The organism is Streptomyces sp. Y309 (assembly GCF_056712025.1).
On the sequence record NZ_CM160048.1, the window covers coordinates 3,719,021 to 3,741,876 of the forward strand.

At 69.9% G+C, this 22,856-nt stretch carries 19 protein-coding genes; 8 read left to right on the forward strand and 11 right to left on the reverse strand.

Annotated elements, in window-relative coordinates; genetic code table 11:
- Nucleotides 1-43: 43 nt before the first annotated feature.
- The 4 genes from AC0KTA_RS14455 to AC0KTA_RS14470 all read right to left on the reverse strand — a co-directional run bounded on the left by AC0KTA_RS14455 (nt 44) and on the right by AC0KTA_RS14470 (nt 2,272).
- On the reverse strand, nt 44-778 hold the full coding sequence (locus AC0KTA_RS14455) for a hypothetical protein (RefSeq protein WP_481055543.1): 735 nt from the start codon (nt 776-778) through the stop codon (nt 44-46).
- Between the two features lie 166 nt (nt 779-944).
- Nucleotides 945-1,154: a DUF2180 family protein gene (locus AC0KTA_RS14460; protein ID WP_481055544.1), complete on the reverse strand. Its 210-nt coding sequence runs from the start codon at nt 1,152-1,154 to the stop codon at nt 945-947.
- Nucleotides 1,154-1,729: a DJ-1/PfpI family protein gene (locus tag AC0KTA_RS14465; RefSeq protein WP_481055545.1), complete on the reverse strand. Its 576-nt coding sequence runs from the start codon at nt 1,727-1,729 to the stop codon at nt 1,154-1,156. The genes AC0KTA_RS14460 and AC0KTA_RS14465 overlap by 1 nt, the downstream gene beginning before the upstream one ends.
- A gap of 63 nt (nt 1,730-1,792) precedes the next feature.
- Entirely contained in the window at nt 1,793-2,272 is a 480-nt protein-coding gene (locus tag AC0KTA_RS14470) for an RpiB/LacA/LacB family sugar-phosphate isomerase (RefSeq protein ID WP_481055546.1), read from the reverse strand.
- A 226-nt stretch (nt 2,273-2,498) separates the two neighbouring features.
- Between AC0KTA_RS14470 and AC0KTA_RS14475 the strand changes: the two genes are divergently transcribed.
- Nucleotides 2,499-3,359 (forward strand): helix-turn-helix transcriptional regulator, encoded by an 861-nt coding sequence (locus AC0KTA_RS14475; RefSeq protein WP_481055547.1) that lies wholly within the window; start codon nt 2,499-2,501, stop codon nt 3,357-3,359.
- 19 nt (nt 3,360-3,378) lie between these two features.
- Here the strand turns inward: AC0KTA_RS14475 and AC0KTA_RS14480 are convergent, their stop codons facing one another.
- The gene (locus AC0KTA_RS14480; protein WP_481055548.1) at nt 3,379-3,801 is read right to left on the reverse strand and encodes an ATP-binding protein; all 423 of its coding nucleotides are present in this window, start codon (nt 3,799-3,801) and stop codon (nt 3,379-3,381) included.
- A gap of 125 nt (nt 3,802-3,926) precedes the next feature.
- On the opposite strand from AC0KTA_RS14480, the gene AC0KTA_RS14485 reads away from it, so the two are divergent.
- From AC0KTA_RS14485 to AC0KTA_RS14495, 3 genes are all read left to right on the forward strand, one after another.
- Nucleotides 3,927-4,769, forward strand: coding sequence for a helix-turn-helix domain-containing protein (locus tag AC0KTA_RS14485; RefSeq protein WP_481055549.1), 843 nt, complete (start codon nt 3,927-3,929; stop codon nt 4,767-4,769).
- Nucleotides 4,766-4,939: a DUF397 domain-containing protein gene (locus AC0KTA_RS14490; RefSeq protein WP_481055550.1), complete on the forward strand. Its 174-nt coding sequence runs from the start codon at nt 4,766-4,768 to the stop codon at nt 4,937-4,939. The genes AC0KTA_RS14485 and AC0KTA_RS14490 overlap by 4 nt, the downstream gene beginning before the upstream one ends.
- A 1,011-nt stretch (nt 4,940-5,950) precedes the next feature.
- Nucleotides 5,951-7,513: an alpha/beta hydrolase gene (locus AC0KTA_RS14495; RefSeq protein ID WP_481055551.1), complete on the forward strand. Its 1,563-nt coding sequence runs from the start codon at nt 5,951-5,953 to the stop codon at nt 7,511-7,513.
- A 1-nt stretch (nt 7,514) separates the two neighbouring features.
- Here the strand turns inward: AC0KTA_RS14495 and AC0KTA_RS14500 are convergent, their stop codons facing one another.
- Nucleotides 7,515-8,147: a hypothetical protein gene (locus AC0KTA_RS14500; RefSeq protein WP_481055552.1), complete on the reverse strand. Its 633-nt coding sequence runs from the start codon at nt 8,145-8,147 to the stop codon at nt 7,515-7,517.
- Between the two features lie 208 nt (nt 8,148-8,355).
- On the opposite strand from AC0KTA_RS14500, the gene AC0KTA_RS14505 reads away from it, so the two are divergent.
- Nucleotides 8,356-8,832 carry a hypothetical protein gene (locus AC0KTA_RS14505; RefSeq protein WP_481055553.1) on the forward strand — a complete coding sequence of 159 codons (477 nt, stop codon included), beginning with the start codon at nt 8,356-8,358 and terminating at the stop codon, nt 8,830-8,832.
- 5 nt (nt 8,833-8,837) lie between these two features.
- A complete protein-coding gene (locus AC0KTA_RS14510) occupies nt 8,838-9,848 on the forward strand; it encodes a hypothetical protein (RefSeq protein WP_481055554.1) in 1,011 nt (336 codons plus the stop codon).
- A gap of 18 nt (nt 9,849-9,866) precedes the next feature.
- Here AC0KTA_RS14510 and AC0KTA_RS14515 read toward each other — a convergent pair whose 3' ends face one another.
- Together AC0KTA_RS14515 and AC0KTA_RS14520 are read right to left on the reverse strand one after the other, a co-directional pair.
- On the reverse strand, nt 9,867-11,078 hold the full coding sequence (locus AC0KTA_RS14515; protein ID WP_481055555.1) for a glutathionylspermidine synthase family protein: 1,212 nt from the start codon (nt 11,076-11,078) through the stop codon (nt 9,867-9,869).
- A 9-nt stretch (nt 11,079-11,087) separates the two neighbouring features.
- Nucleotides 11,088-11,417, reverse strand: a complete 330-nt coding sequence (locus AC0KTA_RS14520; protein WP_481055556.1) for a hypothetical protein — start codon at nt 11,415-11,417, stop codon at nt 11,088-11,090.
- A gap of 163 nt (nt 11,418-11,580) precedes the next feature.
- Between AC0KTA_RS14520 and AC0KTA_RS14525 the strand changes: the two genes are divergently transcribed.
- A complete protein-coding gene (locus tag AC0KTA_RS14525) occupies nt 11,581-12,453 on the forward strand; it encodes a DMT family protein (RefSeq protein WP_481056423.1) in 873 nt (290 codons plus the stop codon).
- Nucleotides 12,454-12,532: 79 nt separating this feature from the next.
- Here AC0KTA_RS14525 and AC0KTA_RS14530 read toward each other — a convergent pair whose 3' ends face one another.
- The 3 genes from AC0KTA_RS14530 to pdxR form a co-directional block, all read right to left on the reverse strand.
- Nucleotides 12,533-13,381, reverse strand: a complete 849-nt coding sequence (locus AC0KTA_RS14530; protein ID WP_481055557.1) for a DUF1963 domain-containing protein — start codon at nt 13,379-13,381, stop codon at nt 12,533-12,535.
- A 133-nt stretch (nt 13,382-13,514) separates the two neighbouring features.
- Nucleotides 13,515-19,748: a DNA/RNA non-specific endonuclease gene (locus tag AC0KTA_RS14535; RefSeq protein ID WP_481055558.1), complete on the reverse strand. Its 6,234-nt coding sequence runs from the start codon at nt 19,746-19,748 to the stop codon at nt 13,515-13,517.
- Between the two features lie 1,022 nt (nt 19,749-20,770).
- Nucleotides 20,771-22,243, reverse strand: coding sequence for a MocR-like pyridoxine biosynthesis transcription factor PdxR (gene pdxR, locus AC0KTA_RS14540; protein ID WP_481055559.1), 1,473 nt, complete (start codon nt 22,241-22,243; stop codon nt 20,771-20,773).
- Between the two features lie 47 nt (nt 22,244-22,290).
- On the opposite strand from pdxR, the gene AC0KTA_RS14545 reads away from it, so the two are divergent.
- The gene (locus tag AC0KTA_RS14545) at nt 22,291-22,854 is read left to right on the forward strand and encodes a carboxymuconolactone decarboxylase family protein (RefSeq protein WP_481055560.1); all 564 of its coding nucleotides are present in this window, start codon (nt 22,291-22,293) and stop codon (nt 22,852-22,854) included.
- Nucleotides 22,855-22,856: the final 2 nt, after the last annotated feature.

The window sequence follows — 22,856 nt, forward strand, 5'->3', positions numbered from 1 at the left end:
CGCGCACCCACCGGTCCCAGCCGCCCTGACCGTCCCAGCCGCCCTACCCGTCCCGTAGCCGGACCACCGCGCGCCCGGACGCCGGGTCACGCTCAAGCAGCACGTACCGGCTCAGGACGGCGAGGGCGACGAGGCAGCCGCCCATCTCAAGCCCCTCCTCCACGAGCGTGCCCAGCATGAGCGTGGTGCTGTGACTGTGCGCATGCGCCCAGCCGTTGAACGCCTCGACCAGCAACGCCCCGCCCAGATACACCCCCAGCGCGCCGAGCAGCCCGTACCTCAGATCACGCGTGAGCTTCCGCGCCCACAGCACGGCGCACACCGTGCCCGCCGCCGCGAGCACCGCGCCCGGCAGCACCCACGCGTGCGTGGGCAGCGAGCCCCCCGCCCATTCCTTCCACGACTTGCCGACCTCGCCGAGGCGCTCGTGCAGCGACGCCGTCTCGTCGATGCTGAGCAGTGCTGTCGCGGCGACAAGTCCCAGCCAGGACAGCCGCCCGGGCCGCGCGTCGCGCCCGCTGAGCAGCGCGGCGGTCAGCGCCACGCCCGCCACGGCCAGCAGCAGCGTGCTGTTCCACCAGGTGGCCAGGTTCGCCTCGACGTCGACGTTCACGAACCTGCGTACGCCCGGGATGGCGTCGTAGTGGTTGTAGGCGCGCGTGGCGAGGTCGGCGAGGAGTAAGGCCGCGGTGGCGCCCGCCGCGAACCGCAGGACGCGGCGGGCCGGGGGTCTCGCGAGCTCACCCCCGAGTTCGTCGCGAGTTTGAATTTCGGTCATACGTACGGAGATTAGCGACTTGACCGAAGCCCGAAGCGCCCGGGGCGCCCCGTACGGCGCCGTTCCAGACAGATCTCCCGCGACCGCGCGTACGCGCTGAACTCGCCCCAGGCGTCAGCGAATCGCCCGGAACATCCAGCTCCGCCCACAGCGGCGACCGGCCCCGTCATGCGGCCTGCTGGGCGCGGTGGCAGATCAGGCAGGTCAGGCGGCGGGCCGGGACGGGCGAGGTGGTGCGTCCCAGGCCGGCTGCCGCCCGGCGCGCCTCGCGCTCGACGGTGACGGTGTGCCGGTGGCACAGGGCCGCGCCGCATTCCTGGCATATCGCCGTCGAGGTCGTGTGATGGCCGAGTGCGGCGCAGTCGAAGCAGTGCATCAGGCCGTCACCGGCGCGCTCTGCCGCAGGAGCGCGAGGAATGCGCGGAAGAGCTGCGGGTTCTCCGACCAGTCGCGTACGCCGACGAGGTTGCCGTCGACGACCGGGGCGTCGTCGACGAAGGTGCCGCCGCCGAGTTCGACCTCCGGGGAGACGCCCGGGAAGGTGGTCGTCGTACGGCCCTTGAGGACGCCGAGCGGGGCCAGGGCGATCGAGGCGTGGCAGGTGTGGGCGACGGGCTTGTCTGCGGCGAAGAAGTGCTTGACGACGCGCTGGAAGTCGGGGTCGTGGCGCAGGTATTCGGGCGCGCGTCCGCCGGGCACGAACAGGCCGGCGTAGTCGTCGGGCTCGACGTCGGCGAAGGCGAGGTCGGCGGGCCAGGACTTGCCGGGGAATTCGGTGAACGTGCCTTCATAGGTGCCGTCGAAGTCGTGCGAGACGAGCTTGAGCTTCTTGGCCTTCGGGGCGGCGATGGTGACGTGGTAGCCCTCTTCGGTCAGGCGCTGGAGTCCGTAGAACAGCTCCAGGTCCTCGGTGGCGTCACCGGCGACGATGAGGATCTTCGGGGCGGGCATGGGTGTCTTCCTTCGGTTGCAGGAGTGGAACTTCGGTTGCAGGAGTGGAATCCGAGGGCTGGGTCAGGCGCCTTTCTGGGCGTACTCGGCCTCGTAGGCGACCATCGCGTCCATCAGCGGGGCCCACTCGGAGGTGGGGTCGTAGCGCAGGCCGAGCCACTGGTCGACCAGGGCGAGGGCGTGGTGCAGGCTCACGCTCATCTGGCCCATGGTCATGACCTGGGCGTTGTTGAGGAGGACCGAGCCCTCGACCTGGTACGCGTCGTTGACGGTCACGGCGCGGATGCCGGGGACCAGGCCGGCGCTGATGGCCATGCCGAGGCCGGTGCCGCAGATCAGCAGGGCTCGGTCGGCCTCGCCGTCGGCGACGATCTCGGCGGCGTCGACGGCGATGTGCGGGTAGCCGGTGTTGGTGTCCTTGGTGACGCCGACGTCCTGCACGGAGGCGACCCGCGGGTCGTTCTGAAGGAATTCTTTGATGGCTTCCTTGTACTCGAATCCGCGGAAGTCACTTCCGATGACGATACGCAGCTTGTCGCTCATGACATTTCCTTCAGGTGGGGGGATTGTCCTTAAGAATCCTTCCGCCGGTTCGCCCCTATCGGCTTTTCCGGCGATACATCCACTGTGCGCGCACACCCACCCCGGAGCCAAGCTCAGACGTATGCCCGCTCTCCCCCTAGGCACGCGAAAACCAGCCTCCGATAACCCTGGGTACGCCCATCCTGGGTTTCCCGGTACCACCCTCGCCGTACGGCATGATGGACGCATGGATCGTCGATCGGAATTGCGCGAATTCCTGCGTTCCCGGCGGGCGCGGGTGCGCCCGCAGGATGTGGGCCTGAAGGGATATGGGGTTCGCCGCCGGGTGCCGGGACTGCGGCGGGAGGAGCTCGCGCAGCTGGCCGGGGTGAGCGTGGACTACTACGTGCGCCTGGAGCAGGGACGCGGCGGCAAGGTGTCCGCCGAGATCCTCGACGCCATCGCCCAGGCGCTGCAGCTGGACGAGACCGAGCGGCAGCATCTGCACGCCCTGGTGCACTCCAGGAGCGGCGCCCCCAGGCCGAGCGACGCGGGCTCCTCGCCGGAGCAGCAGGTCAGGCCGGGCCTGCAGCGCATCCTGGACACCCTGGAGAACGCGCCCGCCTATGTGGTGGGCCGCCGCCTGCAGATCCTCGCCTGGAACGACCTGGCCCGCATCCTCATCGCGGACTTCCCTCACCTGCCGTACGAGCGCCGGAACCTGGCGCGGCTGACCTTCCTCGACGAGACGGCACGGCAGCGTTACGTCAACTGGCAGAAGAAGGCCGACGACACCGTGGCCTTTCTGCGCGTCGACGCCGGCCGTCACCCGCACGACGAGGAAGTGGTGCAGCTCATCGCCGAACTGTCCGAGGAGAGCGAGGATTTCCGCCGTATGTGGGCCGACCACACCGTCCGCGACGAAACCCACGGCCACAAACCCCTCTACCATCCGGCCGTAGGCGCACTCGACCTCTCCTTCGAGACCTTCCGCATTCCCGACGACCCCGACCAGGCCCTGACCGTCTACGCCGCCGAACCCGGCTCTCCCGCGGCGCGCGGCTTGCACGTGCTGGCGACCAAGGCGAAGGCGGGAGAGTGGGAATGAACGGCCGGGGACTTCTCGTCTAGACGTCCAGTTCCGCCCACACTGTCTTGAGCGGCTCCGGGCCCAGCTCGACGCCCCACCGGTCCGCCAGCGCCGCCACGATCAGCAGGCCCCGGCCCGTCTCGTCCTCCCCGTCCGGCTCCCGCACCTCCGGCAACCGGTCACCCCGCGTGTCCATCACCTCGATACGCAGCACCTCATCGCTCGCCGTCAGCGCGAGCCGGAAGTCCCTCGCGGGCACGCGTCCGTACACGGCGGCGTTGCTCGCCAGCTCGGCGATGATCTGGCCTGCGGCCTCGAACGGGACCTCCCACGACCGCAGTTGCTCGGTCGCGAGCAGCCTCGCGAGGCGGGCTCCCCTGCGGGTGGCGGACAGCTGCACGCTGAAGCGGCGGACGGGGGCGGGCATTTGGGCCTTGGGGCGGGTGATTTCTCGGTTCACATAACTCAGCGTGGCCGCTGGCGCTTAGCCTGAACAGTGATGATTCGTGTGCGTACGGTGACTGTACGGTCCTGTCCCCGACCCGTACCGGCCGTACCCGTGACCTGGGGAGGTCCGCCTTGAGCATGGACGAGGACGACATCGGCTGGGAGGTTGACGCCGACGACGAGTCGAGCGCCATCGCCGAGCTCATCGGGCGGCAGATCAAGCTCTGGCGGGAGGCCGCTGGGCTGCGAGCCGTTGAGTTCGGCGACTTGATGGGGTACGGGGAGAACCTCATCCACAAGGTGGAGCGCGGGGCACGGATTCCCAGGCCGGAGTTCCTGGACCGGGCGGACGAGGTTCTCAACACCAACGGGCACTTGCGGGCGTTGAAGCCCGACGCGGAGCGGGCGCGGTACCCGAAGAAGGTTCGGGACCTCGCAAAGGTGGAGCAGCAGGCGGTGGAGCTCTGCACGTACAACAACTCGGTGATCCATGGGCTGCTGCAGACCGAGGAGTACGCGGAAGCTGAGGTACGGAACCGGCAACCACCCTTCCCTGAAGACGAGGTGGAGCGGCGAGTAGCCGGTCGCATGGCTCGACAAGGGATCGTCGACAACACGTCAGGGCTGCCTGTTTTCGGCTTCGTGCAGTGCGAGTCGACGTTGCGGCGCTCCAACGGGGGCAGAATGGTGATGCGCAGGCAGCTCGAACGTCTGTTGGAGGTCGGGCAGTTGCGGAACGTGTCCATTCAGGTCCTGCCGTTGGACCGCGAGGAGAACGCCGGGCTCGGCGGGTCGCTCACCGTGTTCAAGCTCAAGAACGGAACCACCCTCGGACACCTCGCAGTCCAGCTAATCAGCCGAGTGATCACCGATCCGCGAGAGCTCCAGACCCTCGAAATGCGCTATGGCATGATCCGGGCACAGGCTCTCACGCCCCGTGAGTCACTGGCCTTCATCGAGAAAGTGCGGGGAGAGACATGACGCTGGAGTGGGTCAAGAGCAGCTACAGCACGGCCGACGAACCCGAGTGCGTAGAAGTTGCCACCACCCCTGACACCATCCACATCCGCGACTCCAAGAACCCCGACGGTCCCCAACTCGCCATAACCCCCGCCGCATGGAGCGACTTTCTCCCCTGCGCGTGCAGGTGAACGTGGCCGCCCGGAGGTCGGCAGAATGGCGCTTCCGGGACGGAAGTCAAGGGCGCCCTTCGGGCGTCGGCTGCGCCGATTCCGCTGCGCTCCACCCTTGACTGCCGCCCCTCCAGCGCAAGTTGCTGTTGTCCGGGCGGCCCGGGGAGGGGGCGGCGGGCAGCCTCCGGTGGCGGCCAATCGGTCTCGTCGCCGAGTGCGGACCGGATCTTCTTGCGTGACCCCTCACGGTCGGGGGAACGGACGGGCCCGGCTGGTGGGAGGGCACGGTTTCGCCGCCGGGGGCGGACCGGATCTTCTTGCCTGAACCCTCGCGGCCCGGGGGAACGTGCGGGCCCGGTAGCGGGGTGGCTACCCATCACCGCCGGGTGCGGCTCCTCCGTCGGCTTCGCCGCCGACTGCGGCCAGCCCCCACCCCTTGCCCCTCCTCCGACACCTACTTCGGAAAAGTTGCGAGCAGCGCGCGAGGTGGCGCACTCCAACCCATTCGCGCCCCCTCCCCACCCGCACTACCCCACGCACGCCTCGCACAACTTTTCCGAAGTAGGTCAGAGAGCCCGGCCCAGCGCCCCAACGACCGACCCGCCACCCGGCGAATCAGGCGGACCGCCCACCCAGCGGCACCGTTGGGTCACCTTCCGGGGGTGCTGTGTGCGTCTGTGCCGGGCCGCACCCGGCAAAGAAACCGAATCGCCGCCACCGGAGGCCCCCCGCCGCCTCACCCCCGGCCGCCCGGCCAACGGCAACTCGCGCTGTAGGGGTGGGGGTCAAGGGTGGAGCGCAGCGGAATCGGCGGAGCCGACGCCCGAAGGGCGCCCTTGACGCCCGCCCCGGAAGCGCCACACTCCCCAACCCGGGCGGCCTCGGTCACTCCTTGTCACTGGCCCACCAAGCCAGAGCCCCGGGCACAGGCACGGGCACGGGCACTTCAGCGGAGCTGGGGATTTCCCCCCGGAAGGCCGGGGGTTGTCCGGAGTGTGCGTGAACGCCCGGACTTCTAGCGTTTTCCGTATGAAACTGAAACTCGCCCTGTGCACAACGGCGTTCACGGTCATGGGAGTGACCGCGACGACGGCCCTCACCGCCCAGGCGGCGAACGCCACCCCGGCGGCGCCCTCGCCGGAATCCGGGCTCGCCCGGTACTACGACCAGCGCCTCGACTGGCGCAGCTGCGTCCTCGGAGCCGACGACGAAGGCGGCAAGTACCTGGAGAAGGCGGGCGCGCGCTGCGCGAACGTGACGGTGCCGCTCGACTACGCCGACCCCGGCGGCCGTACCATCACCGTCGCGATATCGCGGATCAAGGCCAGCGACACCCGCCACCGCGTGGGCCCGCTGCTGCTCAACAACGGTGGCCCCGGGGGCCAGACGCTCTACTCGGGGCCCGAGATCCGCAAGGCGATGAAGGGCGTGGGCGCGCGCTACGACGTCATCGGCATGGACCCGCGCTTCGTCGGCCGCAGCACCCCGCTGGACTGCGGATGGCCCGTCAGCACGACCGTGTTCTCCGCCGGACTCGGCAGGGCGAGCTTCGAGCGCCAAGTCGGTCTGCACAAGCGGCTCGAGGAGAAGTGCCGGGCGACGAACGGTGATGTGCTGCCGCATGTCACCACTCGCAATACGGCTCGCGACATGGACGTCATCAGGGGCGCGCTCGGCGAGAAGAAGATCTCGTACTTGGGCTACTCGTACGGCACCTACCTGGGCACGGTCTACACGCAGATGTTCCCCGGCCGCTACGACCGGATGGTGCTCGACGGCGCGCTCGACACCGCGCGGTACCAGCCCCGGCTGATGCGGGGCGCCGAGCGCGAGAACGAGCGGGCCCTCGCCGACTGGGCCACGTGGGCGGCGAAGCGGCACGGCACGTACGGACTCGGCCGCACCCGCACTCAGGTGCTCGCCACCATCGACCGAGTCGTCGAGAAGTCCGCGGACGGGCTGACACTCGGCACCGCCCCGGGTTCCCCGCACAGGTACCGCATCGACGACACCCATGTGCCGCTGCTGCTCGTGAACGGCAACGCGGACGACACCGACACGGGCCGCGCGGCCCTGGCCGACACGGTGTCCGTGCTGGCCAGGGCCACGGCGGGGAAACCGACACGAGTGTCGCAGAGCCTCGGCGACACACTGCGGTTCGCGCTGACCGGTGTCGAGTCCCCCTTCGGCAGCTCGCAGACGGCGATCCTCTGCGGGGACGTGGCGGCGCCGCGCGACCCCGAGCGCTACTGGCGGGACGTACAGCGCAGCCGCGCCGCCCACCCGCTGTTCGGCCCGCTCGCCAACAACATCACCCCGTGCGCCTTCTGGGACGCCCCGCGCGAGCGGCCCACCGAGGTGCGGCACGACGCCCGCGCGCTGATCGTCGCCGCCACCGGCGACCCCCGCGCCCCGTACAAGGGCAGCGTCGCGCTGCGGCACCGGCTGCCCGGATCCAAGCTGCTCACCGTCAAGGGAGCCAACCGGCACGGCCTCTACGCCGAGTACGGCAACGCCTGCGTGGACGGCAAGGTCAACGCGTACCTGGCCACGGGCAGGCTCCCCGCCAAGGACCCGACCTGCGTGAAGTGAGCTACTTGACCGCCCACTTGAGGGGCTCCTTGTAGAAGCCCTGGGAGTACGTCACGGACGTGACCTTGTCGGCGGCCGGAAGAAGGTACGGCTCGCACACCGTGCGCTCCTCGCCCTTCTTCCAGAGGTCCTCGCCGCCGAGCTCCTTCTGGCCGTCATTGCCGACGCAGTCGGCGGGGCGGCTGGAGAGGTCTCCGATGAGGATGAACTTCGTGGCGGGGGCACCCGCGCTGGTCTCGGCGCCGACGTCGCTCATCACCGTCGGGCTCTTGATCGCGGCGGTCCCGCCGACGTGCTTGGCCTTGACGTAGATCCAGGCGACCTTCTTGCCCTTGTACTTCTTGTCGTCGCCGAGTTCCTTGAGGTCCGCCGGCTTGCCCTCGGTGACCTTCGTCGGCGTGAGGGAGAACTTCGCGGTCTTCTTGTAGCTGGTGATCTCCTGCTCGGGGCCCGCCTGACCGACCTTGAGGTTCTTCGGCGCCTCGGACTCCTTGGCGGCGCCGGGCTTCCCGTCCTTGCCCGAGTCGTCGTCCGAGCCGCCGCCGCACGCGGTCAGCGCCAAGGCGGCGATCACGCCGACGGCCGTCAGTCCGAGGTGCTTGTGGTGCGTGTGGTGGTTCCGGTGCTTCCGCATTCCGCGCTGAGTCCTCACATGTTTCCTGTCGATGCGACCGCCCATAGTGCCCTGCGCGGCTCCCGACCAATCCAGCGGCCCCTCGGCGCCCAGAGGCCAAAGGGGGCGTACGAGGGTGAATTTCGCGCACGGGATATGGGCAGCCCGCGCTCCCGGTGCCATTCTTCGCTCACACACTGTGAGGACGTTCCGGTGTGAGGGGGAACGTATGCGCGTACGTCAAGGTGTCGCAGCCGGAGGAGCCCTTTCAGCGGCCGTCATGGTGGTCGTCCTGGGCCTCGGAGCCGCCGCGTGCGGCCAGTCGGGCGGGCCGGGAGGAGGCACGCCGGAGCGGCAGGGCGGGTCGTCGGGCCCCGGGACGGTCCCGTCACAGGGGGTCCCCGGCGAGTCCGCCGCCGCGCCCGGCGGGCCGTCGCCCGGTACGCAGGGCAACGGCGGCGACCCCGGCGTTCCGCCGGTGCAGCCGCCGCCGGTCGACACCGGCCCGATAGGCGCACCCGGCCCCGGCGTCACCGGCTCGACCCCCGCGGCCCCGCCGGGCTGCACCTCGCCCCCGGCCACGGGGGCCGAGGAGATTCCGTGCGTGCGTACGCCGGAGACGACCGAGCCGGGGGCGTCGCCGGGGTCGGGCGCCGTGTCAGGCGGTGGCGGCTCCGCGCCGTCGCCCTCACCCGACGGGAACTGACCGGGGTGGGCGGCCAATCACCGGGCCCGACCGGGGCGGGGCGTACACCCCGGCTGCGGCGGGCGCCGCGTTCGCCCGAGGTACGGCGGGCCGCCACCCGGCGCGGCCCCGCCCCCGCGCGCGTCCCGGAACCGCGCCCGGCGCCCACCGCCACCACTGTCGGCGGTGGCGGCAGTGGCAGAAACGGCAGCGGCGGCCCCGTAGAACTCGTCAACGCCGTCGTCGGAGCCGCCTCGTTCGCCGGCGCCCTGATGCTGTACGCGGGCTACATCTACACCAGCGCCTACTTCGGCTACTTCCACCTCGACAGCTTCGCCGTCGGCTTCGACACCTTCGAACTGGTCATCCGCAGCCTGAGCCTCGCCGCCCTGCCCGCCCTGGAAGCCCTCGTCCTGGCCCTCCTGGTCCCGTACCTGCCCCGGCTCCTGACGGCCCTGCGGGTCCCCGCCCGCCATGTGGGCCGGCTGCGCAGGGCCGGGCGGGCGGTGGCGCGGGCCCACGTCGGGTTCGTCGCCGCCGGAGCCGTCCTGTTGCTGCTGTGGCGGTGGATCCAGCCGTACGCCTGGTCCGCGCCGCTGCTCGTGGCGGCGGGGCTGCTGCTCGGCCGGTCCCGCGCCGCCAATCCCCCGGGCACCGCGCCCCCGCCGCCGTGGCGGCGCGCCGCCTCGCTGCTGGCCGCGGGCCTCTTCCTGATCTGGGTCGTGGCCCTGCTGGCTGGGGAGCGCGGCCGCCAGGACGCGCGCCACGACGCCGACCAACTCGTGCGCCGGGTGGCCGTGGTCGTCCTCAGCACCGACCGCCTCAGCTTCGCCCCGCCCGGACCGCAGGTGGAGGACCTGGGCCGCGGCACCCACTACCGCTACCGGTACAGCGGACTGCGCCTGCTCGTCGAACGCGACGAGCGCTACTACGTACTGCCGCTGGGCTGGCACAAGAGCACCGACCCCACGTACGTCATCAAGGACGACGACTCCGTACGCGTCGAACTCCACCCCGGCACCCGGCCACGCCTCTAGCTCCGGGCCGGAGGATCGTCAGAGGATCACGTGCGGCAGAAACCTCGCGTACTCGTCCGTGACGAGCCCCGACGACTCCCGGATGCCGAGGCCCGCCGCCTCGCCCTCGACGACCCACGCGCCGAGGACGACGCGGTTGCCGTCGAAGTCGGGGAGCGGCGCCAACTCCTGGTAGCAGCAAGGCTCTTGGGGAGGGGCGGGCGTCGGGGTGGTCGCCGCGTCCGGCTCGTGGATGGTCACGCCCGCGCCCTCTCGGCCGAGGAGCGGCTTGGCGACGTATCCGGTCGTGGTGGCCAGTTCCCGGGGGCCGTCCAGGTAGGCGGGGAGCAGGTTCGGATGGCCGGGGTACAGCTCCCAGAGGACCGCGAGCAGCGCCTTGTTGGAGAGCAGCATCTTCCAGGCGGGCTCGATCCACAGCGTCGTACCCGTACCGCCGCCGTTGTCGAGCGTCTCCAGGACGTGCGGGGCGAAGCGGTCCGTGGTCAGCCACTCCCAGGGGTAGAGCTTGAAGCAGGAGCGGATGAAGCGGAGCTTCTTGTCGACGAAGCGGCGCGAGAGGCGGTCCCAGCCGATGTCCTCCATGGAGATCGCGTCGGTGGCGAGCCCGGCCTGGTCGGCGGTCTCGCGGAGGTACGCGACGGTCATCAGGTCCTCGCCCAGCTCGTCGCCGGCGGAGTGCGCGAAGTAGAGAGGGCCGCCGGGCGGGAGCAGGCGGGCCTGCTTCTTCCAGGCGTCGACGAGCCGTTCGTGCAGGGAGTTCCACTGGTCGGCGCCGGGGAAGCGCTCCTCCATCCAGAACCACTGCGGGCTGGCGGCCTCGACGAGGGAGGTGGGGGTGTCGGCGTTGTACTCGAGGAGCTTGGCGGGGCCGCCGGTGCCGCCTCCGTCCCCGCCGTACCGCAGATCGAACCTGCCGTACAGGGACGGCAGTTCGTCCCGCCGCCGCCAGGCCTCCGTCACCAGGGCCGCGAGGCGCGGCTCCGTGATGCCGAGGTCGGCGAGGCGGTCCTGCCGGACGATGTGGTCGGCCGCCGCGAGGCACATGGCGTGCAGCTCCTCGACGACCTGTTCCAGGGCTTCCACCTCCGGGAGGCCGAAGACGTAGTACGCGGACTCGTCCCAGTAGGGGCGCAGGGTCCCGTCCGGGTGGCGGGTGAGCGGATAGATGAGCCCCTGCTCTTCGACGGTCTGCTGCCAGCCGGGGCGGGGGGTGGTCGTGCGGCGCTCCACGGTCGGGCCTCAGCCGCCGCCGGAGCCCGAGCAGCCGAAGCCGTCGCGGTCGACGGCCTCGCTGCGGCTGAAGGTGCCGTCGTCGGCGTAGCGGCCGTCGACGTCGGGGTCGTAGTACCAGGCGGCGTCGGCGCGGGCGGCTGTGCCGGTGCTGGTGCCTGTGCACTTCTTACTGCTGACGATCTTGTAGCCGGTGAGGAAGTCGTAACTGTCGCGGTCCACGCAGCGCTTGTCCGGCTCGGAGCCGCAGGAGGTGAGGGCGGCGGCGAGGACGCCCATGGAGCCGAGGGCCACGGTGCTGGAGCGCAGCCGCCGCCGTCGTCGTATCTCTTCGGCCATGTCCTTGCCGCTCCCCCGTGAGTTCTTCGCCGTACCGAGCCGTACCGGCCGTACCGAGCCCTACCGAGCCTTACCGACGACGCAGGGTAGATGACCGTCGGCACCGCCCCGCCGACGGGTCCCGTACCGCCCCCTGATCTACTGTCCTTTCGTGTCTCTTGGGATGATTTGCGCGCTCGGTTCGGCGGTCTGCTTCGGTACGGCGTCGGTGTTGCAGGCGGTCGCGGCGCGCTCGACCGCGCCCGGTACGGGGTCCGGGGTCGACCCGGCGCTGCTGTGGCGGGCGGTGCGGCAGTGGCGGTACGTGGCCGGGCTTGCCCTGGACGGCCTCGGCTTCCTGCTCCAGATCGTGGCGCTCCGCTCCATCCCCATCTACGCGGTGGGGGCCGCCCTGGCCGCGTCGCTCGCCGTGACGGCGGTGGTCGCGGCGCGGCTGCTGCGGGTGCGGTTGAGCGGGGTGGAGTGGGGGGCCGTGGGGGTGGTGTGCGCGGGGCTCGCGATGCTGGGGCTCGCGTCGGGCGCGGAGGGCGACGAGAGCGGGTCGACGGCGCTGCGGTGGGCGATGGTGGGGGTGGCCGTGGCCGTCCTGGTCCTCGGGGCTGTGGCCGGTCGACTGCCGGACGGGGGGCGGGCGTTGGCCCTCGGGCTCGGCGCGGGCTGCGGCTTCGGCGTCGTGGAGGTCACGGTCCGCCTCATCGACGACGTGTCGCCGGGAGCGCTCGCCGCCAACCCCGCGACGTACGCGTTGCTGGTGGGCGGCGGCGCGGCCTTCCTGCTCCTCACCTCCGCCCTCCAGCGCGGCTCGGTCACCACGGCCACGGCGGGCATGGTCATCGGCGAAACGATCGGCCCCGCCCTGGTAGGCGTCATCTGGCTGGGCGACCGCACCCGCGAGGGCCTGACCTGGCTGGCAATCCTGGGCTTCGGGGTGGCGGTGACGGGAGCACTGGCCTTGGCCCGCTTCGGGGAGGCCCCGGTGGCGGTGGAGGCGAAGGTGGAGGCCGAGGCCGAGGCCGAGGCAGACGCCGACCGCTAGCGCGAAGCGCACCTCCGACCTCACCCTCCAGCCCGAGGTATCGGCGCGTCATCGGGCAAGTCACTGAGTATCGGGCATGTCACTGGATGTCCAGGACAGGTCCATGCCGTGGATCGCTCCGGCAGACGAAGATCCGCATCTCTCCCGCCCTGCCCACCACTGCGCCTGTCGGTCGGCAGGCATCCTCGCTGTCCGCTTCGTCGAGCAGCGCGACCTCCTGCGGCTGCCAGCGGTTGCTCCCGCCGTCCCACTCGCAACTGTCGGCCTTGAGAAGGAGATCCACTTCGGCGCCACAGTCGGGACACTCGAGGTCGAGCTTGTCGGTCGAGTGCCAACTGGGCCACCCTCCCACCTTCCAGCCCATGGCGATCGACAGCGCGTACTGGTAGTCGAGGTCTTCGCGTTCGTCCAGGGCGGTCAGCCGCTCCTGGACATCGGCGGTCAGCTCATCCCTGTCCGGGAACTCGGCCACTCGCTCGGGGAAGACCACACAGGGGCGTATCAGATACGACTCCTCCACCGGCCGCACGCCCGCGCCGCTCTCGATCTGCTCGGCGCCGCAGGCCGCCGAGGAATCGAGCCATCTCAGTACGGCATCCGGGCCGCCGTACTCGGAGTTCGGGTACTCGATGTAATGGTCGTTGGGGCACCAGTAGATCTGCAGGAGATCCGTCCCCGACGGGAAGGGGATTTCCGGAAAGTCCTTCGCCCACAACTGCGCCACGGGCGCCATCGGCCGCGGCCCGATCGACTCACCGTCCACGTCGGCCGGATGTTCCTCGCACACCGGCCAAGTACTGTCCCGGACCCGCAGCATAGGGCCACCGACATGGCTCTCGTCGAGGCCCGGCCGCCCGGCCCGCGGATGCAGCCTGACGGTTTCCCGGCGCCATTCACCCAGCTCTGGAACCAGCTCGGCCACATTCACCGAGGGGGCAGGGGTGGTAAAAGACACCGGACGACCTCCAAGCGTGCACGGGGTATACAGGTCAAGAGGTGCTGCGGCCCCATCGTAACGTCCGGGACCGCAGCACCGCAGGTCGACTCAGGCGATCAGACACTCACCCCAGGGGCGTCCAAACTCCTCTGCGGTACGCCCAGTTGGGGAATGTGTTCTCCCTGGTCTCGCCGCCGCTGGTGGCGTAGAACATGCTCACCGCATAAGGGCGAGAAGCTCCTTCCTTATAGAGCGGCGTGACGTTGTAGTAGACGTTCTTGTTCGCTGCAACTTGCTGCTCCACTTCCGACTCGAAACGGTGGTACATGTTCGCCGAATTCGTCGGATTCTGAGCGCAGGTGACCAGGTTCTCGTGGATCTTCCCATTGCCGCCCAGGGTCTTGGCGATCAGATGGCAGCGAGAGACATTGAACCCCTTGCTGCGCGCGTCCTGATAGCCGGAGATGTTGATTTGAGCGGCCTTGGATCCCTGCCCCAGCGGCTTGCTGAGGCACGCCTGCGCACCCTGCGCCTTCCCGTCGACCAGCGGGTCGTAGGTGATGGCGGAGCCTTTCCAGTTGCCCGACAGGCAGTCCTCGCGATCCTGGTTCATCCGCTTGGGCGGAGGTGACTTCTTCTTCTCCTCCTCACCGAAGATCGCGCTCGCCGCCCGGTCCACCGCCGAGTCGACGGCCCTGTCCCACGGGTTCTGGTCGATGGCGCCGAGGATCTTGAGCAGGCTGAAGGTGGTCCCCACGGGATTGCGTTTGCCGACCAGCTTCGCGCCGCCCTTCACGGCCCCCTTGAAGCCCTTCGTCAGGCCTTCCCGCATGCCTTTGAAGGTGTTGGTGACGGAGGGGATGCCGAAGTCGTGGCCGTCCAACTCCAGGAAGGTGGTGGGGTTGCCGCCCGCGAACGCGTACCGGTTCCCCGTAAGCGGATCCGACCCCAGCTCCATGTCCGCCAGCGCCCCGTTGTACATGTCCCGCGTCATGAACCGGTTCAGCCCCGGGCTGTAGTCCCGGAAGCCCATGTCGTACGTGCCGGAGGCCCCGTCCCAGCGCTTGGAGTTGAAGCGGTAAGGGTTGTAGGCCTCCTTTGTCGGATCCGTCGCCGTGGGCTTGTCGATGCCGGTGAAGTCGGCGGGGTCGGCGTTTCCGTAGGCCGTGTAGCCGTAGGTGGCCTTCGCGTTGCCGTCCTTGTCCGTCAGGGACTCGACGTCCGTGTGGCTGTTGTAGCCGTAGAAGGTGTCCTCGGTCTTGCCGTCGGCGGCGTGCTTGACCTGGGAGAGGCGCTCGCCCCAGGGGCTGTACTGGTAGGACTTCGTGAGCTTGCCCGCCACGTCCTCGCTGAGGACCTCGCCCGACATGCCCAGGTAGTTGTAGTCCGTCTTCTTGCCGGCGGCATCCGTGCGGTTCGCGGTGCGGTCCAGCGGGTCGTACGCGTACTTCGTGGTCTTGAGGGCACCCGCCGTGCCGTCCGACTTCTCGTGCTGCGTCACGCGGTCGAAGCCGTCGTAGGTGTTGCGCTCGATGACCTTGCCGCCGGACGTCACCGACTCCTGGCGGCCGAAGGGGTCGTACGTGTACCAGGCCTCCGTGCCGCCCGACGCCGCCTTCAGCAGGCGGTTGCGGTCGTAGCCATAGGTCGTCGTCTTGCCCTTGACCGTCTGGGAGACGACGTTCGCGTTGTCGTCGTGGACGTACGTCTCCGTGCCCGCCCCGTCGCCCGTGCGGGCCGACTTCGAGAGGCGGTCGGCGGGGTCGTACGCGTAGTCGGTGGTGGACGACACGTACTTCGTCGCGTCGTCGGCGTTCATCTTCTTCGCCACGTCCTGCGCCTTGTTGCCGTTCGGGTCGTAGGCGTAGGTGTGGGAGGAGACGAGCGTCCCGTTCGGCTTCTTCTCCGTCTGGGACTTGAGGGCGCCGTCCAGGAAGTAGCCGTAGTCGACGGTGTTCTTGTTGGCCTTGGTCTCGCGGCTCTTCTCGCCGCGCCAGGTGTAGTCGTACGACGTGACCTTCGGGGACGCGTCGGTCGGCGACTTGCCGACCGAGGCCGTCTTCACCAGCTCCCGCAGGTCGTAGGTGTACTTGGCGTACTGGTCGGGGTGCTTGAGCGTCTCCGGCTGGCCGTTCGCGTCGTACGTGTACGACGTCGACTTCCGCTCCTGGCCCGCCAGCGCCTCCACGACCTTCTCGACCTGGTTCAGGCCCGTGTACGAGATCGTGTACGCGTCGACCTTCGTGCCCGTCGACTTGTCGTCGATCGACGTGAGGTTGCCGTTGACGTCGTAGGCGTACGCGAAGCGCTTGCGCTCGGCGTCCGCCTCGGCCGAGGCGTCACGGACCAGCTTGACCTTGGACGCGCCGTCGGCCTCGACCGTCGTGATCTCGTTCTTCTTGTACGTCTTCTCGCCGAGCTTGATCCAGCTCTTGCCGTCCCCGGGACGGTCCGCGTACGCCGTGTACGTGCCCGACTTCGGGATCGGCAGCTTCCACCCATCACTCCCCCGCTGCTGCGACTTCTCGCCCAGGACCTCGTTGCGGCCCACCGGAATCCCGTCGTCGTCCAGCGACTTGAGGTTCCCGTCCGGGTAGTGGCCCCAGCGCATGGTGCGGCTGGAGGAGCCCGCGGCCGAGGTGAGCTGGCGCGCGCTCTGCTGCCCGAGCTGGTTGTAGTCGTACTCGGTCGTGATGTTCCACGCGTCCTTGGACGACTTCACCCAGCCGTTGTCGAAGTACGCGTACGTCGTGTCGTTGCGGGTCTGCTCGCCCTCGGACGGCGGCATCGACACCTTGGCCACGCGGCCCACCGCGTCGTACGTCGTCTCCGTCCAGACCTTCCGGTTGTAGCGGGGGTCCTTCGGGTCGTAGGGCTGGATCTGCCGCTGGGGCCGGTTGAGCTGGTCGTACGTGGTCTCGGAGACGAAGGCGTCGGGGCGGTCGGCGGCCACGCTGCGCGGCGAGAACACCTTGATCCGGTTGCCGACTTCGTCGTAGCCGAACTTCGTCGTGCGGGTCGCCTTGTCCGTGTGCGGGGCTTCGGTCACGGCGAGCTTGCCGCGCTCGTCGTAGTGGTTCTTGGTGGTGTTGTTCTCCTGGTCGGTCACCGAGACGACCAGGGAGTCCTTGTCGTAGGCCTGCTTGGTCGTGCGGCCTGCCGCGTCCGTGACGGCGACGACCCGGTGGTTCATGTCGTAGTCGGTCTTGGTGGTGTAGTCGTCCGGGTCGGAGGTGTTGTTCTTCTTGGGGTCGATGACGCGGACCGGATTGCCCACGCCGTCGTACACATAACTGACCTTGTCCTTCTTGGCGTTGACGACCGACGTGAGCTGGTAGACCTCGTCGTACGTGTTGGTCGTGACGTAGTCGTCGGGGTCCGACGGGGTCGCCACGCCCTTCGGCTCCGTCGTCGTCCGCAGGTTGCCGACCTTGTCGTACGTGTAGGCCGTCTTCCGCTCCCCGGAGCTGTCCGTGTCCTTGGGCGCGGTGGCCGACACGACCTGGTCGGCCTTGTCGTACGCGGCCGTCGACACCGCGCCGTTGGGGGCGATGGACTTCTCGACGTTGTCGTTCGCGTCGTACGTGGGCGCCGGGGTCGTGACGAACTCGCCCGCCGCCTGGTCCTTGGGCACCTTCGACACCAGCGGCCGCCCGTAGGTGTCGTACGTCTGCGTGGTCTTCTTGTTCAGCGCGTCCGTGACCGCCGTGACCTGGCCGCGCTCGTCGTACTCGGTCTTCGTGACCTTGCTGAGGGCGTCCGTGGTGGTGCGCGGGTAGCCGGCGGGCGCGAAGTCCGAGTAGAGGACCGGGTTGCCGTTGGCGTCGGTGGCCTTGGTGAGCTGGCCGTACGCGTCGTAGTCGTACGTAGTCGTGTAGTCGCCGTCCTCGGGCGTCGACAGACCCTTCGGGTCGGTGACCTTCTTCAGGTTGCCTTTGGCGTCGTGGCCGAACTCCCAGGCCCGGTTCTCCGCCGAGGTCTTCTTCTTCAGGTCGGCGACGTAGCCGTCCTCGCGGGTCTGGTACTCGTAACGGGTCGCGTGGGCGGGGTGCTTGCCGGGCGCGCAGTCGTCCGCCGACGGCACGCCGTCCTTGTTCTCCTCCGCCGAGCGCTCCCACAGCGGGTAGCCGGTCTTCTGGTCGTAGCAGTAGGCCGTCTTCGCGCCGTTGTTCTCCTCCAGGAGCGTGACGTTGTTGTCGCCGTCCCAACTCATCTTTGTGTACTGGGACTTGGCGTTGACGACCTTGACCGGCCGGTCGCCGTCGTCAGTCTCGTACGTGGAGGAGTGCCGCTCGGCGTCGGTGACCTTCGTCTCGTCGCCGCCGCCTTGGCGCTTTCTGTACGCGAAGTCCGTGGTGCCGTCGAGGCGGTCGGTGACCGTCTTCGTCGACCAGCGGTAGTCGGTCTCAGGGGTGACGGAGTAGTCGAGGCCGGTGCTGTTGCCGCGCGGGTCGGTGACCTTGGTCAGCTTCGCGTTCTTGGCGCCCTGTGCCGCGTCGTACGTGAACGAGAAGACCTTGGGCTGCTCGGATCCCTCACCGTCGGTGAGGCGGCCGAGGTGCCCCTTCTCCGTGTAATGGAAGGAGATCCTGCGCCCCGAGACATCAGTGACCGACTTCAAGTGGTCGTAGATCTTGGGGTTCCACAGATCCTTCCCGGAGGCCTTCTCACCCTTGTCGTCGATGTACTCGTACGTGGCGTCGCCCGGCCGGAAGTAATCCAGCTTCATCGTGGTCCGGGCCGACGGATCCTTGATCTCTTTGAGGAACTTGACACGCCGGTTGCCGGAGTCGCGCAGTTCGTAGCTGTACGTCTGGGTGTTGCCGTTCTTGTCGACGACGGAGGTCAGGTAGCCGTCGCAGCCGATCAGGAAGCGGGTGCCGTCCGGGCGGGTCAGCGTCCAGGCGTCCGGCACCTCGGGGTCGACGCCGGGCAGGCACGAGGTACGCGCGCCTTCCTTGGCCGTCAGCCGATAGTGATAGCCGGCCGAAGGCTTCCACTCCCCGCTTGCCCCCTCCCTCCGGAAGATCTGCTGGGTGCCGTCGCCGTCGACGACGTATGCCTGGTCCGGGTTCACGTCCGGGTGGAAGTCGAGCATGGTGCCGAGGCGCAGCGGGCCCGAGGCCTGCGCCGACCAGCCGTGGCCGAGGTGGCTGTCGGAGGTGTCCTGCGCGTTGTAGGTGAAGCGCGCGAAGGTGTTGATGCCGCGGCCCGGGTTGCTGAAGGCGTCGTACGTCCAGACGGCGTTGCCGGAACCGACGTTGGACATCAGGGTGGAGCCCGCGCCGGTGTTCTTGCCCGTGTACGCGTGGTACTTCTCCAGGCCGAGCCGGTCGGCGGTGGGGTCCTCGACGGCCGTGGTCTGGGCGAGGCCGCCGATGCCGGGCTTCTGGGAGAGCCAGGTGTCGTCGGCCTTGTTGTAGACGTCCCAGGTCAGGGTGTAGCCCGCGCGGCGGTTGCCGTCCACGGGCGGGGCCTTGACGGTGGCCTTCACGGTCGCGGAGGCGCCCGCGGCGAGGGCGGGGATGTCCGTCTTGAGCTGGTTGTCGCCGGACGTGGCGTCCGAGCCGTCGGGGTGGGCCCACCGGTAGCTGAGCTCGCGCTCGCCCGCGGGCCAGGCGGAGCCGGTGGTGTTCGTGACGGTGACGTCCACCGGGTAGGTGTTGCGGGCGGTCATGCGGGTGGGCGTGCCCGGGGCGTAATAGGTGTCCCAGGGGGTGGGGGTCGTGTAGACGACGCTGTGCCGGGTGGCCTTCAGGACGCGCGCCTTCTTCGGGATGCCCGCCTTCGGGTCGTCCCCCGCTTTCGGGACGCGCAGGGTGTGGCCGGCCTTGGGCACCCCCACGCGGCGCACGGGCGAGCCGAGCAGGTGCCCGTCCTTGGTCTGCGCGAGGATCCGGTAGGAGTAGCGCCGGGAGACCTCGGAGCGGCCACCGGGTGGGCTCGGCTCGGTCGTGGTGTCCCTGAAGCGTGTCGCGCCCTTGCCGAGCGTGGCCACGAGGGTCGAGGTGGTGGGCCGGAACCCGGGGCGGGGCGAACGGTGCAGCTGGTACGCGACGACGCCGTCGGCCGTGGCCTTGGGCCAGGAAAGCTCGGGGCCCGTCCCCCGCACGGCCTTCGGTGCGTCGAGAGCGGTGGCGCCTTCCTTTCCGTACGTGACCTTGAGGTGCGGGGAGTTGGTGGGGTAGCTGCGCTTCGGCGGGTCCTTCGGCGGGGCGGCCCGGGGTGCCGGGGCCTCTACCTGTCTCTGTTCCGGTACGGCGTCGGGCTCCGACGCGAAGGCGAGTTGCGGCAGCGCCGTGGCGACGACCGCCGAGACGGCGAGGGCGGCTAATGGCCCGCGATGACCAGTTCTCACTGTGCCGACTACCTCTCTGTGCTTCCGAGTTGCGGGCAGCACGGAGTGCCGCCCGTGGAATTCCAGGAGCAGTGAACGGAAAACTGTGAGGAGTTCTAGACAGGTGTACGAAGGGGCGTCAACTGCGCGCAGAAATGGTGCAGTTGGCCTCAATGGCGACAGTTACCCTGCGCGTGCAGGTGAACGTGGCCGCCCGGAGGTCGGCAGAATGGCGCTTCCGGGACGGAAGTCAAGGGCGCCCTTCGGGCGTCGGCTGCGCCGATTCCGCTGCGCTCCACCCTTGACTGCCGTCCCTCCAGCGCGAGTTGCTGTTGTCCGGGCGGCCCGGGGAGGGGGCGGCGGGCAGCCTCCGGTGGCGGCCAATCGGTCTCGTCGCCGAGTGCAGCCCGGCACAGCCTTGGTGCGCGGCGCTGGCCTGTGGCCCAACGGGGCGCTGGGTGGGTGGCTCGCCTGTTCCGCCGGGCGGGCGGCCGGTTGTCGGGGCGCCGACCCGGGCTCTCTGACCTACTTCGGAAAAGTTGTGCGAGGCGTGCGTGGGGTAGTGCGGGTGGGGAGGGGGCGCGAATGGGTTGGAGTGCGCCACCTCGCGCGCTGCTCGCAACTTTTCCAAAGTAGGTGTCGGAGGGGGATGAGGGCTGGCCGCAGTCGGCTGCGAAGGGTGGCCGCCCGCTACCGGGCCCGCACGTTCCCCCGGCGGCGAGGGGTCAGGCAAGAAGATCCGGTCCGCACCCGGCGGTGAAACCGTGTGCTCCCGCTACCGGGCCCGTCCGTTCCCCCGACCGTGAGGGGTCACGCAAGAAGATCCGGTCCGCACTCGGCGACGAGACCGATTGGCCGCCACCGGAGGCTGCCCGCCGCCCCCTCCCCGGGCCGCCCGGACAACAGCAACTCGCGCTGGAGGGACGGCAGTCAAGGGTGGAGCGCAGCGGAATCGGCGAAGCCGACGCCCGAAGGGCGCCCTTGACTTCCGTCCCGGAAGCGCCATTCTGCCGACCTCCGGGCGGCCACGTTCACTCGACGGATCAGGGCAACACCCGGCACAGCGCCTCCAAGGCCCCCGGCCAGCCCCGCTCCGTAGGAGTCCCATAGCCCACGACCAGGGCGTCCAGGCGGGGCCCCGCCGCCTCGGGGTGCCGGAACCACCCGAGGCCCTGCACCCCCAGCCGCTGCCAGTTCGCCGCCTGGATGACCGACTGCTCGGTCCCGGACGGCAGCCGGAGCACGGCGTGCAGCCCGGCGGCGATACCGGTGGCCCGGACATCGGGCGCCCGCTCGGCGAGGGCGGCGACGAGTTGGTCGCGCCGGCGCCGGTAACGCAGGCGCGAGGCACGGACGTGCCGGTCGTACGCCCCGGACGTGAGGAATTCGGCGAGCGTGAGCTGGTCGAGGGCACCCACGGACCACCCACCGCCACCGGTGTGCGCGGCGACCTCGGCGGCCACCTCCGGCGGCAGCACCATCCAGGCGAGCCGCAGCCCGGGCGCGAGGGACTTGCTGGCCGTGCCGAGGTAGACCACCCGGTCGGGGTCGAGGCCCTGGAGCGCGCCGACCGGCTGCCGGTCGTAACGGAACTCGCCGTCGTAGTCGTCCTCCAGGATCAGCCCGCCCGCACGCCGCGCCCAGTCGACGACGTCCGCGCGCCGGGCAGGGCTGAGGGGCACGCCCATCGGGAACTGGTGGGAGGGGGTGAGGAGCGCGGCGGTCACCGCGCCACGGCCACCGCCACCGGATCGGCCACCGGCCCCCGACGCCCCCGACATCCCGGACAGCTCCTCCGTCCGCGTCCCGAGTTCATCAAGCCCGAGCGGCCTCGTACGCAGCCCCGCATCCCGCATGATCCCCCAGTGGAAACTCAGGCCGTAGGAGTCGACGGCCACGTCCCGCACGCCGAGGCGGTCGTGCAGCACCGCGGACAGCAGCCGCAGCGCACCCACGAAGCCCGCGCAGACGACGATCCGGTCGGGGTCGGCGCGCACGCCGCGGGCGCGGGCGAGGTAGGCGGCGAGGGCGGTGCGCAGCTCGACGCGGCCCCGGCGGTCGCTGTAGCCGAACGCCTCGTTCGGGGCGTGCGCGAGGGCGCGGCGCGCGGCCTTCAGCCACTCCGCGCGCGGGAACGCCGACAGGTCGGGGCTGCCGGGCGTCAGGTCGTGGGTCAGGCCGCCCGGGACGCGCTGCGGCCGGGCAGGGCCCGCCGGACGCGGTACGTCGCGCCCGGCGACCCGCGTGCCCGAGCCCTGCCGCGCGGTCAGCCAGCCCTCGGCGACCAGGTCCGCGTACGCGTCGGCGACGGTGTTGCGGGCGACGCCCAGGTCGGCGGCCAGGGAGCGGGAGGAGGGCAGCCGGGTGCCGGGGGTGAGGCGGCCGCCGCGCACGGCCTCGCGGAGGGCGTCGGTGATGCCCTTGCGGACGCCAGAGCGGGAACCGGCGCCGCCGCCCGTCTCCACGTGCAGATCGAGGCCGAGCCCCGAGCGCAAAGTGGCCCATGAATCTTCCATGGAAATGGACCATACCGGTGGGCTAATCGCGGCGTAGGTTCACAGTCATGACGACGACGGAGACGGCACAAGCGGCACAGGCGGCACAGGCGGCACAGGCAGCCCAGCAGAACGACAGCGGCCTGCTCCCCGAGCACACCCCCCGCCTCAACATCGCCGAGCACGCCCCCGAGGCGTACAAGGCCATGATCCGGCTGGCCACCGCCGCGAAGAAGGGCGTCGACCCGGTCATCTTCGAACTGGTGCAGCTGCGCGCCTCGCAGATCAACCACTGCGCGTTCTGCATCGACATGCACACGAAGGACGCGCTCGCCGCGGGCGAGAGCGTCGAGCGGATCGTGCAGCTCAGCGCGTGGGAGGAGTCCAAGCACTTCTACACGGCCAAGGAGATCGCGGCGATCGAGCTCACCGAGGCCGTCACCGTCCTCACCGACGGCTTCGTGCCGGACGAGGTGTACGAGCGGGTGGCGAAGCACTTCGACGAGACCGAGATGGCGCACCTGATCGCGGCGATCACCCTCATCAACGGCTGGAACCGCTTCGCGGTGACCTCCCGCATGGTGCCGGGCCACTACACGCCGGGTTCGACGGCCCACCGCCCCGCCAACTGACC

Coding starts and splice junctions, on each gene's coding strand:
- AC0KTA_RS14455 (WP_481055543.1), bottom strand. CDS start 778: ATGACCGAAATTCAAACTCGCGACGAACTCGGGGGTGAGCTCGCGAGA.
- AC0KTA_RS14460 (WP_481055544.1), bottom strand. CDS start 1,154: ATGCACTGCTTCGACTGCGCCGCACTCGGCCATCACACGACCTCGACG.
- AC0KTA_RS14465 (WP_481055545.1), bottom strand. CDS start 1,729: ATGCCCGCCCCGAAGATCCTCATCGTCGCCGGTGACGCCACCGAGGAC.
- AC0KTA_RS14470 (WP_481055546.1), bottom strand. CDS start 2,272: ATGAGCGACAAGCTGCGTATCGTCATCGGAAGTGACTTCCGCGGATTC.
- AC0KTA_RS14475 (WP_481055547.1), top strand. CDS start 2,499: ATGGATCGTCGATCGGAATTGCGCGAATTCCTGCGTTCCCGGCGGGCG.
- AC0KTA_RS14485 (WP_481055549.1), top strand. CDS start 3,927: ATGGACGAGGACGACATCGGCTGGGAGGTTGACGCCGACGACGAGTCG.
- AC0KTA_RS14490 (WP_481055550.1), top strand. CDS start 4,766: ATGACGCTGGAGTGGGTCAAGAGCAGCTACAGCACGGCCGACGAACCC.
- AC0KTA_RS14495 (WP_481055551.1), top strand. CDS start 5,951: ATGAAACTGAAACTCGCCCTGTGCACAACGGCGTTCACGGTCATGGGA.
- AC0KTA_RS14500 (WP_481055552.1), bottom strand. CDS start 8,147: ATGCGGAAGCACCGGAACCACCACACGCACCACAAGCACCTCGGACTG.
- AC0KTA_RS14505 (WP_481055553.1), top strand. CDS start 8,356: ATGCGCGTACGTCAAGGTGTCGCAGCCGGAGGAGCCCTTTCAGCGGCC.
- AC0KTA_RS14520 (WP_481055556.1), bottom strand. CDS start 11,417: ATGGCCGAAGAGATACGACGACGGCGGCGGCTGCGCTCCAGCACCGTG.
- AC0KTA_RS14525 (WP_481056423.1), top strand. CDS start 11,581: ATGATTTGCGCGCTCGGTTCGGCGGTCTGCTTCGGTACGGCGTCGGTG.
- pdxR (WP_481055559.1), bottom strand. CDS start 22,243: ATGGAAGATTCATGGGCCACTTTGCGCTCGGGGCTCGGCCTCGATCTG.
- AC0KTA_RS14545 (WP_481055560.1), top strand. CDS start 22,291: ATGACGACGACGGAGACGGCACAAGCGGCACAGGCGGCACAGGCGGCA.